This window comes from Pseudomonas stagnisoli, assembly GCF_048595745.1.
GTDB classification, from domain to species: Bacteria; Pseudomonadota; Gammaproteobacteria; order Pseudomonadales; family Pseudomonadaceae; genus Aquipseudomonas; species Aquipseudomonas alcaligenes_A.
This window is the reverse complement of sequence record NZ_CP184361.1, coordinates 2,776,930-2,791,038: the sequence shown is the minus strand read 5'-3', so window position 1 is coordinate 2,791,038 and position 14,109 is coordinate 2,776,930. Positions and strand designations below refer to the sequence as shown.

General features: G+C 68.2%; 9 protein-coding genes. 2 read left to right on the top strand and 7 right to left on the bottom strand.

The genetic code is table 11. From position 1 onward, the window contains the following. Positions 1-8: 8 nt before the first annotated feature. The 7 genes from ACOAPY_RS13385 to ACOAPY_RS13355 all read right to left on the bottom strand — a co-directional run bounded on the left by ACOAPY_RS13385 (position 9) and on the right by ACOAPY_RS13355 (position 7,879). A complete protein-coding gene (locus tag ACOAPY_RS13385; protein WP_465153580.1) occupies positions 9-1,643 on the bottom strand; it encodes a BatD family protein in 1,635 nt (544 codons plus the stop codon). Continuing rightward, positions 1,640-3,409, bottom strand: a complete 1,770-nt coding sequence (locus ACOAPY_RS13380) for a VWA domain-containing protein (RefSeq protein WP_465153579.1) — start codon at positions 3,407-3,409, stop codon at positions 1,640-1,642. The genes ACOAPY_RS13385 and ACOAPY_RS13380 overlap by 4 nt, the downstream gene beginning before the upstream one ends. Next, positions 3,409-4,428 (bottom strand): VWA domain-containing protein, encoded by a 1,020-nt coding sequence (locus ACOAPY_RS13375; RefSeq protein ID WP_465153578.1) that lies wholly within the window; start codon positions 4,426-4,428, stop codon positions 3,409-3,411. Before ACOAPY_RS13375 ends, ACOAPY_RS13380 begins: the two co-directional genes overlap by 1 nt. Then, a complete protein-coding gene (locus ACOAPY_RS13370; protein ID WP_465153577.1) occupies positions 4,421-4,918 on the bottom strand; it encodes a DUF4381 domain-containing protein in 498 nt (165 codons plus the stop codon). The genes ACOAPY_RS13375 and ACOAPY_RS13370 overlap by 8 nt, the downstream gene beginning before the upstream one ends. Then, positions 4,915-5,856 (bottom strand): DUF58 domain-containing protein, encoded by a 942-nt coding sequence (locus tag ACOAPY_RS13365; RefSeq protein ID WP_465153576.1) that lies wholly within the window; start codon positions 5,854-5,856, stop codon positions 4,915-4,917. The genes ACOAPY_RS13370 and ACOAPY_RS13365 overlap by 4 nt, the downstream gene beginning before the upstream one ends. An 88-nt stretch (positions 5,857-5,944) precedes the next feature. Further along, positions 5,945-6,904, bottom strand: coding sequence for an AAA family ATPase (locus ACOAPY_RS13360; RefSeq protein ID WP_021702745.1), 960 nt, complete (start codon positions 6,902-6,904; stop codon positions 5,945-5,947). Positions 6,905-7,036: 132 nt separating this feature from the next. Continuing rightward, on the bottom strand, positions 7,037-7,879 hold the full coding sequence (locus ACOAPY_RS13355) for a DUF1353 domain-containing protein (RefSeq protein ID WP_465153575.1): 843 nt from the start codon (positions 7,877-7,879) through the stop codon (positions 7,037-7,039). Between the two features lie 226 nt (positions 7,880-8,105). Here ACOAPY_RS13355 and ACOAPY_RS13350 point away from each other — a divergent pair, with 226 nt between their 5' ends. Beyond that, entirely contained in the window at positions 8,106-12,965 is a 4,860-nt protein-coding gene (locus ACOAPY_RS13350; RefSeq protein ID WP_076578053.1) for an NAD-glutamate dehydrogenase, read from the top strand. 247 nt (positions 12,966-13,212) lie between these two features. Then, positions 13,213-13,938: a type 1 glutamine amidotransferase gene (locus tag ACOAPY_RS13345; RefSeq protein WP_076578054.1), complete on the top strand. Its 726-nt coding sequence runs from the start codon at positions 13,213-13,215 to the stop codon at positions 13,936-13,938. Positions 13,939-14,109 lie beyond the last annotated feature (171 nt).

Genomic DNA, 14,109 nt, shown 5'->3' with positions numbered 1-14,109 from the left:
CGTGGTTGTCAGCGCGGGTACAGAGGCGGCAGCGGGCTGCTCTCCTGCGGGCTGGCCGCCGCCTCCAGTGGCGGCAGGCTGCGAATGGCTTTCCACAGGCTTTCCCCCTGCCACTGATTGCCGGTTTCGCTGTAGAGCGCGCCGTTCAGGCCGTCGAGCGCATCGGACAGGGTGGCGAAGCGCGCCGCCATGTCGGCCAGGGTTTCCGGTTGCTGGCGAGCCCAGGCGTCGAGCGCCTGGCGGGTGGCTTGCGGGTCGTTGGCCAGGCAGGCGCGCTTGAGGTCGTCGAGCAGGGTACGCGGGCTGGGGCCGGTCTGTGCGGTGGGCAGGATGGCCGGCTGGCGGCGCGCGTGCCACCACAGGCCGAAGCCCAGCACGGTGGTCAGGGCGAGCAGGGCGCAGGCCAGCTGCCAGGGCCACAGCAGGACCTGGGCCGCGTCGCGGGCGACGGCCTGGCCGCCCACCGGGGCTTCCACTTCCAGGCTCGGGTTGCTCGCCACTTCCAGGGTGCGGGCTGGCAGGCTGGCGCTTTCCAGGCGGTCCAGTTCGGTGTTCCACCACAGCACCTGCACTTCCGGCAGGGTGATGCGGCCACTCTGGCTCGGTACCAGGGCCTCGCTTTCCTCGCGGCTGCCGATCAGGCCCTTGTCGTTGACCGCGTTGCGCTGCTGCGGCTGGTCCGGATAGCGCCGCAGGCCGGCGCTGTCCTGGATCGGCAGGGGCGGCAGCTGGGCGCTGGACAGGCCCTCGGCGCGCAGCATCAGGCTGCGGGTCAGCGAGTCGCCGACCGTCACGGCCTTGGGTTCCGGGTTCCAGGCCTCGCTCAGGCTCAGCGCGCGCGCCGGCAGCCAGGGCACGTCGGCCGGCCAGCTGGCCGGGCGCGGCTTCACCTCGAGCGGAATTTCCGGCGACTTGACCCGCGTCGGCCGCCCGGGGCGCGGGCCGAACGGGTTGAACTCATAGCTGTTGGAGCGTTCCACCGGCGTGGCGCTGAACACCTGCGAGGGGATGTTCAGGGCGCCGCTTTGCTGCGGGAAGATGGCGTAGCGCAGCTCGATCACGCCGTGGCGCACGCCGTTGATGTCGGTCTCGAAGGTGCGTGGGTCGCCCAGTTGCTCGACGCGGGCATCGGGGATGCTCAGCGGGGTCAGGCTGCTGTCGTCATACAGCGAGACCGAGTGGTAGATGCGCAGGGTCAGCACCGCCTGGGCCTGCACATAGACGCTTTCGCGATCCAGGCTGGCGTCGATGAAGATCGGCGCCAGCTTGCCGCCGCTGTTGGGGTCGTTCTTCAGCACCTGCAGGGTGATCGGCTGGCTCTGTGCGTCACCCAGCTTGAGTGGCGGCACCACCACGTAGCCGCTTTGCCGCGGCAGCAGGGTGACGATCCAGCGGGTGCTGGAACGGGCCTGGCCGGCGAAGGTGGAGAGGCGGTTCTCCTGGCGCGTGCTGACGACTTCGAACTGGTCGCGCAGCGGCGCGAGGTCGGGCATGCCGAACTGGGTGACGTCCTCGGATTCGAGGATCAGGTCGAAGGTCTCGCCCTCGTTCAGGCGCGCGCGGTCGACGGTGGCGGAGAAGCCGGCGGCCCACAGCTGGGTGCCGCACAGGCAGAGGAGGAGGGCGCAAAGCAGGCGTTTCATCGTGATCTTTCCTGGCGTTGCTGTTGTTCGTAGAGGAATTTGCGCCGCAGCAGCTCGCCCGGGTCGTCCGGAATCTGCCGCAGCCATTGTTCCAGCGCGTCGCGCTGCTCACCGTCCAGCGGTTCGGCGCTGGCGCTTTGGGGTGCGTCCTGCGGGTCGCCGGCGCCGGGTTGCGCCTGGCCGTCCGGCGCGGGCGGCTGATCGGCGCCATCACGGGCCTGGCCCTGTTGCTGCGGCTGGGCGTTGGCCGGCGGCTCCTGCGCGGGCTGTGGCTGCGCGGGGGATTGCGAGTCCTGGGCCTGTTGCGGCTGACCGGGCTGGGGCTGACCGGAGGAGGGCTGTGGCTGCTCCTCGCCCTGCTGCGGGTCGTCGTTCTGCTGGGACTGCTGCTGTTGCTGCTGTTGCTGCTGGCGCAGCAGCTGTTCGACCAGGGCCTTGTTGTGCAACGCCGGCTGCAGCTCGGGGTCGCGCTCCAGCGCCTGTTCGTAGGCATCCACCGCCGCGGCCAGCTCGTTGCTCTTGGCCAGGGCGTTGCCACGGTTGTAGTGGGCGATGGCACTGTCGCTGCGGGCGAAGCGCTCCGCGGCGGCCGTGTAGTCGCCGGCGCGGTACAGCGCCTCGCCCTGCCACTGCGGATCACGGAAGTGCTCGGCGGCCTCCTTGGGTTTGTCCGCCTGCAACAGGCGCTCGCCCTGCTGGTCCGGGCGCAGCCAGAGGTCGTTCCAGCCGAGGGCGTAGCTCGGCTGCGGCGCCAGGCACAGCAGCAGGGGCAGGCAGAATAGCCAGCCGCGGCGTCCGGCGCAGGCGGCGAGCAGCAGCAGCGGCAACAGCAGCCAGTGGCCCTGGTCGGCCCAGGCGGCCAGCTGGGTCGGTTCGGCGCCCTCGCGCAACTGCTCGGGGCCGGCGAGCAGGTCGAGGCCCTGCAGGTCGCTATCGTCCAGGCGCGCGCTGCGGTACTGGCCGCCCAGCTCGCCGGCGAAGCGGCGCAGGCTGGCGGCGTCCAGGCGCGGTACGAGGATGGCGCCCTGGGCATCCTTGAGGAAGCTGCCGTCAGCTCCTCGAATCGGCGCGCCCTCGGCGGTGCCAATACCAAGGATGGCCAGGCGCTCGCCGCGGTTGCCCAGGGCGCTGCGCAGGCCGTCGCGCTCATCCAGGCTCAGTTCGCTGCCGATCAGCAGCAGCCGGCCACGGCCCTGAGCCCCCTGGTCCAGCAGGTCCAGGGCGCGTTGCACGGCCAGGTCGGCGCGGCGCCCCGGCTCGGGCATGATCGAGGGTTTGACCGCCTCCAGCAGGTTGCGCGCGGTGGCCAGGTCATCGGACAGCGGGACCAGCACGTGGGCGCTGCCGGCATAGACGATGATCGCCGTCTGCGCGTCGCGACGTGCCTGCAGCAGGTCGATGATCTTGCGCTTGGCCTGTTCCAGGCGGTTCGGCGCGGCATCGGTGGCGAGCATTGCCGGGGTCAGCTCAAGCAGCACCACCAGCGGGTCGGCGCGTTTCTGGCTGGCCTGCTCCAGGCGCTGCCAGCTGGGCCCGAGCAGGGCCAGCAGGGTGAGCAGCCAGGCCAGCCCGAGGGCGATCCACGGCAGCTTGTTGCTGCGCGCGCGGCCGGCGGTGAGCAGCACGGCCTGAAACGCCGCCGGCAGCAGCAACTGCCAGCGGCCGCTGCGCCGCTCGCGGTGCCACAGCTGCCAGAGCAGCCAGCCGAGCAGCGGCAGCAGGAGTAGCCAGAAGGGGCGCAGCCACTGCGGCCAAAGCATCTCCATCAGCTGCGCCCTCCGAGGCGGGCGTTCAGCGCCTGCCAGCGCTGCGGCCACAGCTCGCGCGCCACCAGCAACAGGCTGACCAGCAGGGCAGCGGCCAGTGGCCAGGGATACAGGGCCTTGGCCGGGCGGGCGCGGGTCGGCAGCTGGGCAGCCGGTTCCAGCTGGTCGAGGGTCTCCTCGATGTGTTGCAGCTCCTCGCTGGTGCGGGCGCGGAAGTAGGCGCCGCCGGTCTGCTCGGCGATGTCGATCAGGGTGGCTTCGTCCAGGTCCACCCCGGGGTTCAGCCCGAGCATGCCCATGATGCCGCTCTGCTGTGGGTCGGAGCCTATGCCGATGGTGTAGATCTTGACCTTCTGCTCGGCGGCCAGGCGCGCGGCGACCTTGGGTTCGATCTCGCCGCCGTTGTTGGCGCCGTCGGTGATCAGCACCAGCACGCGGCTGTCGGCCGGGCGCTGGCGCAGGCGCTTGACCGCCAGGCCGATGGCATCGCCGATGGCGGTCTGCGGCCCGGCGATGTTGATCAGCGCCTCATCCAGCCAGGTGCGCACGGTGTGGCGGTCGAAGGTCAGCGGCGACTGCAGGTAGGCGCGGCTGCCGAACAGGATCAGGCCGATGCGGTCGCCGCGGCGGTCCTCGATGAAGTCGCCGAACAGCTTCTTCACCAGCGCCAGGCGCTGGATGTCCTCGCCTTCCCACTGCATGTCGTCGTGGTCCATGGAGCCGGAGACGTCCACCGCCAGCAGCAGGTCGCGGCCGCTGGTGGGCAGTGGCAGCGGCTCGCCGACCCATTCCGGGCGGGCGGCGGCGAGCATCAGGAACATCCACAGCAGCACGAAGGGCGCCTGCTGGCGCCAGGCCGGCAGGTTGGCGCGGGCACGCTGGCCACTGAGGCCCTCCAGCTCGTTGAGGAAGCTGACCTTGAGTGCCGCTTCGCCACTGTCGGCCGCCGGCAGCAGGGCGCGTAGCAGCCAGGGCAGCGGCGCGAGCAGGAAGATCCAGGGCCAGGCGAACTCAAACATGCTTGCGGATCCAGGTGTCGACGGCCTGGTTGAGACCGTTGATGGCCTTGTCGTCAAGGCTGCAGTGGCTGCGGTACGTACCCTCGACCAGGATCATCCAGCGGGTCAGGCCGGCAGCCGGGCAGCGGCTGTCGAGGAACGCCAGCCAGGCGCGGCCACTGAGCACGTGGCTGTTGTCGTTGGGGTAGTGCGCACGTGCCAGGCGTTTGAGCAGGGCGTTGAGCTGCTGCAGCCAGGGACCGGCATGCTGGCCGTCGTAGGGGCGTACCAGGCGCGCCAGCTCGGCCAGGGCAGCCTGGCGCAGCGGGTCGAGCGGTTGTTCCTGGGTTTGTGCGGCCTGCCGGCGTTGCGGCAGGTAGCGGCGCAGGTACCACAGGCCCCAGAGCAGCAGCGGCAGCAGGACCAGCAGGGCCCACCAGCCGGGTGCCAGCGGCCACCAGGAAACCGGCGGCGGGGCGATGGTCGGTTGCAGCTGATCGAGCGGGTTCATGCGCGCTTACCCGCCTGCGGGCCGCTCAGGTGATCGCGCAGCTGCTCGATCAGGTCTTGCGCGGTGCTCAGCGCCAGCAGTGGTACGCCGAGTTTCTGCGCCAGGCGCTGCCAGCGCGCGCGGCGCTGTTCTGCCAGGCCGCCGTAGGCCACGCGCAAATCGCCGCCGCGGGTGTCCAGCTCCAGCTGCGCGCCGCGTTCGAAGAAGCGCAGCAGGCCGGCGTCGGGCAGCTCGTGGTCGAGCGGGTCGGACACCGGCAGCAGGATCAGGTCGGTGTGCCGGGCCAGCAGGGCGAGCTGCTGCTCGGCGGCATCGTTCAGCGTGCGCTCGTCGCAGACGATGATCACCAGGCTGCCCGGGCGCAGCACCTCGCGCGCGCGGCGCAGGGCCAGGCCGAAGCTGTCGCGCTCACCGGCCGCCTCCGGATGCAGGGCCTGGTTGGCGCGAGCCAGGCGGTTGAGCAGCTGCAGCAGGCTCTGCTTGCTGCGCCGCGGCTTGATCTCGTGGTGCTCGGCATCGCCGAACACCAGGCCGCCGATGCGGTCGTTGTGGGCCAGTGCTGACCAGCCGAACAGGCTAGCGGCATGCGCGGCGAGCACCGACTTGAACTGCAGGGCCGAGCCGAAGAACAGTCGGCGGCTCTGCTCGACCATGATGAAGATCGGCCGCTCGCGCTCCTCATGGAACAGCTTGGTGTGCGGCTCCTGGGTGCGCGCGGTGACGCGCCAGTCGATGGTGCGTACGTCGTCGCCGGCCTGGTACACGCGCACCTGGTCGAAGTCGACGCCGCGCCCGCGCAGCTTGGAATGGTGCAGGCCGATCAGCGGGCTGCGCCTTGCGGGCGTGGAGAACAGTTGCACCTCGCGCACGCGATGGCGCATCTCGATCAGCTCGGCGAGGCTGACGCGGATGCCGGGGGGCGTGGGCTGGATGTGCATGGGGCAGTCAGCCGGTAGCCCGGATGCAATCCGGGAGCGGGGTGCGGGCAATCCCGGATGGCATCCGGGCTACGACTTGCGGTTGCACTCAGGCCACCGCCACCACGTCGAGGATGCGTTGCACCACGCGGTCCTGGTCGATGCCGGCGGCTTCCGCCTCGAACGACAGGATGATGCGGTGGCGCAGCACGTCGAACAGCACCGCCTGGATGTCCTCGGGGCTGACGAAGTCGCGCCCGGCCAGCCAGGCGTGGGCGCGCGCGCAGCGATCGAGGGCGATCGAGCCGCGCGGGCTGGCGCCGTAGGCGATCCACTCGGCCAGCTCGGCGTCATGCTTGGCTGGGGTGCGGGTGGCCATCACCAGCTGCACCAGGTATTCCTCCACGGCGTCGGCCATGTACAGGCCGAGGATTTCCTGGCGCGCGGCGAAGATCGCCTGCTGGCTGACCCGCTGCTCCGGCTTGGCTTCGCCGTTCAGCGCATCGCCGCGGGCCTGGGCGAGGATCTTGCGTTCCACGCTGGCGTCCGGGAAGCCGATCTTCACGTGCATGAGGAAGCGGTCGAGCTGGGCTTCGGGCAGGGGATAGGTGCCTTCCTGCTCGATGGGGTTCTGCGTGGCCATCACCAGGAACAGCGGCGACAGGTCGTAGGTCGAGCGACCGATACTGACCTGGCGCTCGGCCATGGCTTCGAGCAGCGCCGATTGCACCTTGGCGGGCGCGCGGTTGATCTCGTCGGCCAGCACCAGGTTGTGGAAGATCGGCCCCTGCTGGAACACGAAGCTGCCGGTTTCCGGACGGTAGATCTCGGTGCCGGTGATGTCGGCGGGCAGCAGGTCAGGGGTGAACTGGATGCGGTGGAACTCGGCCTCGATGCCTTCCGCCAGCTCCTTGATCGCCTTGGTCTTGGCCAGGCCCGGGGCGCCTTCCACCAGCAGGTGGCCGTCGGCGAGCAGGGCGATCAGCAGGCGCTCGATGAGCTTTTCCTGCCCGAGGATCTGGGTAGCGAGAAATTGCCGCAGCGCGAGCAGCGCCTCACGATGTTCCATCGAGAATCTTCCTGGAAAGGGACTGACCGGTGCCGGATTCGGGTGGTCGGGCTGCCAACTCTACTGCATTGGCGGGTGCGCTTGCATGCCCTCGGGATGGGCTCTGCCGACCAGTTCCACTTCCGTGGTGGCTCAAGCAGACCGCCGTTTCTCGGCGAAGTTCAGCAGTGCCGCCGGCAGCTCGCTGGCCAGCTGCAGATGGCTGCTGGCAGGCGCCGGTCCGCGCACATCCGGCGCACCGAACAGGCGCACCGCCAGGTAGTAGGCGAAGGCCAGCGGCCTCACCATGCCGGCCTCGCGCAGCATGCGCAGAAACAGCAGATCGGCCTCGTGCTTGGCTACCGGGGCGGCGTTCAGGTACTGGTACAGGGCGTCATGCACCAGGCTGGCCGGGTGCGCCAGCGGCCAGAACACCTCGACATCGCGCAACTCGCCCTCGCGCAGTTGCAGCACCCGATGGCGCTTTTCCCACCAGTCCGGGATGCCGATGATCGCCAGCCAGTAGAACGGCACCTTGGGCGTGCAGCCGTCCCAGGCGTAGGTGCCGGGGCGGTCGAAATCGTAGGTCACCGCAGCGCCGTCCTCACTCAGGCTCGACTGCCCCGGATTGACCACCAGCCAGCCGTCGTGCAGGAGCAGCCACTCGCCATAGAAGTAGCGCCCGGCGAACTCCGGGCAATGGCGCACGAAGGGACGGTCGATGTAGTTGAGCCAGGGGCCGCTGTGGTCGCGCTGGCTGAACCCCCACTTGGCCAGGGTCGCATCGCGGATGGCGGCGGCGCGGCGCTGGCGCTCGCGGCGGCCGACCCAGCGCGGCAGCAGCACGCCCAGGTAGATGGGCAGGCCGGCCCACAGCAAGGCGGGCAGCAGCTGCGGCTGCAGCCAGGCAGCCAGTGCCAGCAGCACCAGGCCGATGGCGCTGACCAGCAGGTTGCCGTAATGAAGGAACAGATGACGGTGGAGCGGAGACTGCATGGCTTCCTTTCCCGATTGCATAGAGCTGAACCTTATCAGCGCAGGTGCCTGCATGGCGATGAACGAATATGTCGCGCCGGCGCAATCCAGCTGCCATGGGCGGCCGCTAAGCTTGCGCTGACCTAATGGTCGCTGTGCGTCTGCCGAGTTCCAGCTATCGCCTAGACTGCTTGGAAGCCCGGCGCCTAGCGCCCAAGACGAATAACAACACCAGCGGAGCATCACCATGGCGTTCTTCACTGCTGCCAGCAAGGCCGACTTCCAGCATCAACTGCAAGCGGCCCTGGCCCAGCACGTCAGCGACAAGGCGCTGCCACAAGTAGGCCTGTTCGCCGAGCAGTTCTTCGGCATCGTCTCCCTCGATGAGCTGACCCAGCGCCGCCTTGGCGACCTGGCCGGCAGCACCCTTTCTTCCTGGCGCCTGCTCGAACGCTTCGATGGCAAGCCGCTGGTGCGCGTGTACAACCCCGACTATGAAAAGCACGGCTGGCAGTCCACCCACACTGTCGTCGAGGTCCTGCACGCCGACCTGCCGTTCCTGGTCGACTCGGTGCGCATGGAGCTGAACCGTCGCGGCTACAGCATCCACACCCTGCAGAACAGCGTGTTCAGCGTGAAGCGCAAGAAGGGCGGCGAGCTGCAAGAGCTGCTGAGCAAGGGCAGCACCGGCAAGGAGGTGCAGCACGAAGCGCTGATGTACCTGGAGATCGACCGCTGCGCCAATGTCGGCGAGCTGCGTACCCTGGAGAAGGCCCTGCTCGAAGTGCTCGCCGAGGTGCGCCTGGCGGTTGCCGACTTCGCCCCGATGAAGGCCAAGGCCGAGCAGCTGCTGGCCTGGCTGGGCAAGGCCAAGCTGAAGGTCGACGGCGCCGAGCTGGCCGAGGTGAAGACCTTCCTCGAATACCTGCTGGACAACCACTTCACCTTCCTTGGCTACGAGGAGTTCACCCTGGTCGACGAGAAGGACGGTGGCCACCTGGTTTATGACGAGGCTTCTTTGCTCGGCCTGTCCAAACAGCTGCGCGCCGGCCTGAAGAAGGATGAGCTGCACATCGAGAAAGAGGCCCTGGACTACCTGCGTGAACCTCAGCTGCTGTCCTTCGCCAAGGCCGCCACGCCAAGCCGCGTGCACCGCCCGGCCTACCCGGACTTCGTCTCGATCCGCGAGCTGGACGCCAAGGGCAAGGTGGTCAAGGAATGCCGCTTCATGGGCCTGTACACCTCCTCGGTGTATGCCGACAGCGTCAGCCGCATCCCCTATATCCGCCGCAAGGTGGCCGAGATCGTCCAGCGCTCGGGCTTCGATCCCAAGGCCCACCTGGGCAAGGAGCTGGAGCAGGTACTGGAGGTGCTGCCGCGCGACGACCTGTTCCAGACCCCGGTGGACGAGCTGTTCAACACCGCCATTGCGATCGTGCAGATCCAGGAACGCAACAAGCTGCGCCTGTTCCTGCGTCGCGACCCCTACGGTCGCTTCGCCTACTGCCTGGCCTACGTGCCGCGCGACGTGTATTCCACCGAGACGCGGGTGAAGATCCAGCAGATCCTCATGGAGCGCCTGCAGGCCAGCGACTGCGAGTTCTGGACCTACTTCTCCGAGTCGGTGCTGGCGCGCGTGCAGTTCATCCTCAAGGTGGACCCGAAGAACCGCGTGCAGATCGACCCGGCGCGCCTGGAGAAGGAAGTCATCCAGGCCTGCCGTTCGTGGAAGGACGACTATGCCAGCCTGATCGTCGAAAGCTTCGGCGAGGCCCAGGGCACCCAGGTGCTGGCCGATTTCCCGAAAGGCTTCCCGGCCGGCTACACCGAACGCTTCGCCCCGCACTCGGCGGTGGTCGACATGCAGCATCTGCTCAGCCTGTCCGACGAGCGCCAGCTGGTGATGAGCTTCTACCAGCCATTGGCCCAGGGCGAGCAGGAGTTGCACTGCAAGCTGTACCACGCCGATACGCCGCTGCCGTTGTCCGACGTCCTGCCGATCCTGGAGAACCTCGGCCTGCGCGTGCTTGGCGAGTTCCCCTACAAGCTGCGCCGAGCCGATGGCCGTGAGTTCTGGATCCACGACTTCGCCTTCACCACCGCCGAAGGCGTCGATGTCGATATCCAGCAGCTCAACGAGACCCTGCAGGATGCCTTCGTGCGTATCGTCGAGGGCGCGGCCGAGAACGACGGCTTCAACCGCCTGGTGCTGACCGCCTCGATGCCCTGGCGCGACGTGGCGCTGCTGCGCGCCTACGCCCGCTATCTCAAACAGATCCGCCTGGGCTTCGACCTCAGCTATATCGCGGCGACGTTGGTGAATCATGCCGATATCGCCAAGGAGCTGGTGCGCCTGTTCCGCACCCGTTTCTACCTGGCGCGCAAGCTGTCCGCTGAGGACCTGGAGGACAAGCAGCAGAAGCTCGAGCAGGCCATCCTCGCCGCGCTGGACAACGTTGCGGTGCTCAACGAGGACCGCATCCTGCGGCGCTACCTGGACCTGATCAAGGCCACCCTGCGCACCAACTTCTTCCAGAACGGCGCTGACGGCCAGCCCAAGCACTACTTCAGCTTCAAGCTCAGCCCGCGCCTGATCCCAGACATCCCGCGGCCTGTGCCGAAGTTCGAGATCTTCGTCTATTGCCCGCGCGTCGAGGGCGTGCACCTGCGCTTCGGCGACGTGGCCCGCGGCGGCCTGCGCTGGTCCGACCGTGAGGAGGACTTCCGTACCGAGGTGCTGGGCCTGGTCAAGGCGCAGCAGGTGAAAAACGCGGTGATCGTGCCGATGGGCGCCAAGGGCGGCTTCATCCCGCGCCGCCTGCCGCTGGGTGGCAACCGTGACGAGGTACTGGCCGAGGGCATCGCCTGCTACCGCATCTTCATCAGCGGCCTGCTCGACATCACCGACAACCTCAAGGAAGGCAAGGTGGTGCCGCCGGAAGGCGTGGTGCGCCACGACCCGGATGATCCCTACCTGGTGGTGGCGGCGGACAAGGGCACCGCGACCTTCTCCGACATCGCCAACGGCATCGCCCTGGACTACGGCTTCTGGCTCGGCGACGCCTTCGCCTCCGGCGGCTCGGCCGGCTACGACCACAAGGGCATGGGCATCACCGCCAAGGGCGGCTGGGTCAGCGTGCAGCGCCACTTCCGCGAGCGTGGCATCGATGTGCAGAAGGACGAGATCACCGTGATCGGCATCGGTGACATGGCCGGCGATGTGTTCGGCAACGGCCTGCTGCTGTCGGACAAACTGCAGATGGTCGCTGCGTTCAACCATATGCATATCTTCATCGACCCCAACCCGGATGCGGCCGCCAGCTTCGTCGAGCGCCAGCGCATGTTCGCCCTGCCGCGCTCGTCCTGGGCCGACTACGACAGCAAGCTGATCTCCGAAGGCGGCGGCATCTTCCTGCGCAGTGCCAAGAGCATCACCATCACCCCGCAGATGAAGCAGCGCTTCGACATCCAGGCCGACAAGCTGGCGCCCACCGAGCTGATCAACGCGCTGCTCAAGGCTCCGGTCGACCTGCTGTGGAACGGTGGCATCGGTACTTACGTCAAGTCGAGCAGGGAAACCCACGCCGACGTCGGCGACAAGGCCAACGACGGTCTGCGCGTCAACGGCTGCGAACTGCGCGCCAAGGTGGTGGGCGAGGGCGGTAACCTCGGCATGACCCAGCTCGGCCGCGTCGAGTTTGGCCTCAACGGTGGCGCCAGCAACACCGACTTTATCGACAACGCCGGTGGTGTGGATTGCTCCGACCACGAGGTGAACATCAAGATTCTCCTCGGCGAAATCGTTGCGGCCGGCGACATGACCGGCAAGCAGCGCAACAAGCTGCTGGCCGAGATGACCGATGCGGTCGGTGCGCTGGTGCTGGGCAACAACTACAAGCAGACCCAGGCCCTGTCCCTGGCCGAGCGCCGTGCCCGCGAGCGCCTGCCGGAATACAAGCGCCTGATGTCCGCACTGGAAGCGGCCGGCAAGCTGGATCGCGCCCTGGAGTTCCTGCCCACGGATGACGAGCTGAATGAGCGCGCCGCCAACGGTCAGGGGCTGACTCGGCCCGAACTGTCGGTGCTGATCTCCTACAGCAAGATCGACCTCAAGGAAGCGCTGCTGAAATCTCTGGTGCCGGACGACGACTACCTGGCCCGCGAGATGGAGACCGCCTTCCCGGCGCAGCTGACCAAGAAGTTCGGTGAGGCCATGCGCCGTCATCGCCTCAAGCGCGAGATCGTCAGCACGCAGATTGCCAACGACCTGGTCAACCACATGGGCATCACCTTCGTGCAGCGCATGAAGGAGTCCACCGGCATGAGCGCGGCCAACGTTGCCGGCGCCTACGTGATCGTGCGCGACGTGTTCCGCCTGCCGCACTGGTGGCAGCAGATCGAGGCGCTGGACTACAAGGTACCGGCCGAACTGCAGCTGCAGCTGATGGATGAGCTGATGCGCCTGGGCCGTCGCGCCACCCGCTGGTTCCTGCGCAGCCGCCGCGAGGACCTGGACGCCGCCCGCGACGTCGGTCACTTCGCCCCGCGTGTGGCCGAGCTGGCCGGGCGCCTGGACGAGCTGCTCGAAGGCCCGGCCCGCGAGCAATGGCTGGCGCGCTACCAGAGCTTCGTCGAGGCCGGCGCACCCGAGGAGCTGGCGCGCGTGGTGGCGGGCACCAGCCACCTGTACACCCTGCTGCCGATCATCGAGGCCGCCGACGTCACCGGCCAGCCGGCGGCGGACGTGGCCACTGCCTACTTCGCCGTGGGCGGCGCGCTGGAGCTGTCCTGGTACCTGCAGCAGCTCACCTCGTTGCCGGTGGAGAACAACTGGCAGGCCCTGGCCCGCGAGGCGTTCCGCGATGACCTGGACGGGCAGCAGCGCGCCATCACCGTGGCCGTGCTGCAGATGGCCGAGGGGCCCAAGGACATCGAGGAACGCGTGGCCTACTGGCTCGACCAGCACAGGCCGCTGGTGCAGCGCTGGCTGGCCATGCTTGCCGAACTGCGGGCGGCCACCGGCACCGACTACGCCATGTACACCGTGGCCAGTCGTGAGCTGATGGACCTGGCGCAAAGCGACAAGCAGGGCGTGTGCATTCCCTGAGCCTTGCCCCCCCTCTCCCTCCGGGAGAGGGGGGGGGCGGCCCGCGTAGGGTGAGGGTGCCGGGGCCGACTCCGAGTGGCCTGTAATACCCTCACCCGCCCTCGCGGGAACCCTCTCTCAAGGGAGAGGGGCTGGCCTGTCTGCCCCGCCTCGGTTAGCCTGCTCGAAAAAATAAGTTCGTAAGACGGGGGAGGGTTCGTGTTTCGGCACGGGCCTTGCCTTTGCAAGCGGACAACGGAGAGTAGTCATGACCGACATCCTGATTCTGACCCACGTCGATTATTGTGCTCCGGGCCACCTTGCTACCGTTCTGGAACAGCATGGCCTCGACTTCACAGTGCTACGTACCGACCTCAACCAGCTGGACGGCTATGACCTGGATCGCCCCCGCGCGGTCGCGGTGATGGGCGGCCCGATGAGCGTCAACGACGACCTGCCCTGGATCAGGGCGGAAATCGAAGCACTGCGCCATTTCATCCGCCGTGACATCCCCCTTATCGGCCATTGCCTGGGCGGGCAGCTGATCGCCAAGGCCCTGGGCGCGGCGGTGCACCGTATGCCCTACACCGAGGTGGGCTGGCAGCCGCTGGTGCGGCGCGATGCCGGCAGCCCCTGGCTGGCGCATTTGCCGCGCGAGTTTCCGGTGTACCAGTGGCACAGCGACACCTTCGATTTGCCGCCCGGCGCCGACTGGCTGCTGTCCAGCCCCTGGTGCCCGAACCAGGCGTTCGCCTGGGGCGACAAGGTGCTGGCCCTGCAAGGCCACCCGGAAGTCACCGAGGAGCTGGTGCGCTGGTGGTTGCAGGACTGGTCGCACCTGCTCGATGAAACCCAGGCCAGCCAGCAGGGCCTGCGCCAGATGCTGACCGACCTGCCGGCGCGCATCGCCTCGCTGAACCAGGTGGCCGAGGGTTTCTATCGTCACTGGCTGGGCCTGGCCTTTGGCGAGCCGGCGGTGGCGCGCGCCGTCTGATCGGCCCCGGCGTGCCGCAGAGCGGGCACAACCCTGTAGCCCGGATGCAATCTTGGGGTGGAGTCGCCTGCCTCGCGGATTACATCCGGGTTAGCGCTTTCAAGCAGCCATAAAAAAGGCCGCTCAAGCAGGAGCGGCCAGCAGGAGCGATCGGCAGGTAGGGGAGCGCCG

Coding starts and splice junctions, on each gene's coding strand:
- ACOAPY_RS13385 (WP_465153580.1), bottom strand. CDS start 1,643: ATGAAACGCCTGCTTTGCGCCCTCCTCCTCTGCCTGTGCGGCACCCAG.
- ACOAPY_RS13380 (WP_465153579.1), bottom strand. CDS start 3,409: ATGGAGATGCTTTGGCCGCAGTGGCTGCGCCCCTTCTGGCTACTCCTG.
- ACOAPY_RS13375 (WP_465153578.1), bottom strand. CDS start 4,428: ATGTTTGAGTTCGCCTGGCCCTGGATCTTCCTGCTCGCGCCGCTGCCC.
- ACOAPY_RS13370 (WP_465153577.1), bottom strand. CDS start 4,918: ATGAACCCGCTCGATCAGCTGCAACCGACCATCGCCCCGCCGCCGGTT.
- ACOAPY_RS13365 (WP_465153576.1), bottom strand. CDS start 5,856: ATGCACATCCAGCCCACGCCCCCCGGCATCCGCGTCAGCCTCGCCGAG.
- ACOAPY_RS13360 (WP_021702745.1), bottom strand. CDS start 6,904: ATGGAACATCGTGAGGCGCTGCTCGCGCTGCGGCAATTTCTCGCTACC.
- ACOAPY_RS13355 (WP_465153575.1), bottom strand. CDS start 7,879: ATGCAGTCTCCGCTCCACCGTCATCTGTTCCTTCATTACGGCAACCTG.
- ACOAPY_RS13350 (WP_076578053.1), top strand. CDS start 8,106: ATGGCGTTCTTCACTGCTGCCAGCAAGGCCGACTTCCAGCATCAACTG.
- ACOAPY_RS13345 (WP_076578054.1), top strand. CDS start 13,213: ATGACCGACATCCTGATTCTGACCCACGTCGATTATTGTGCTCCGGGC.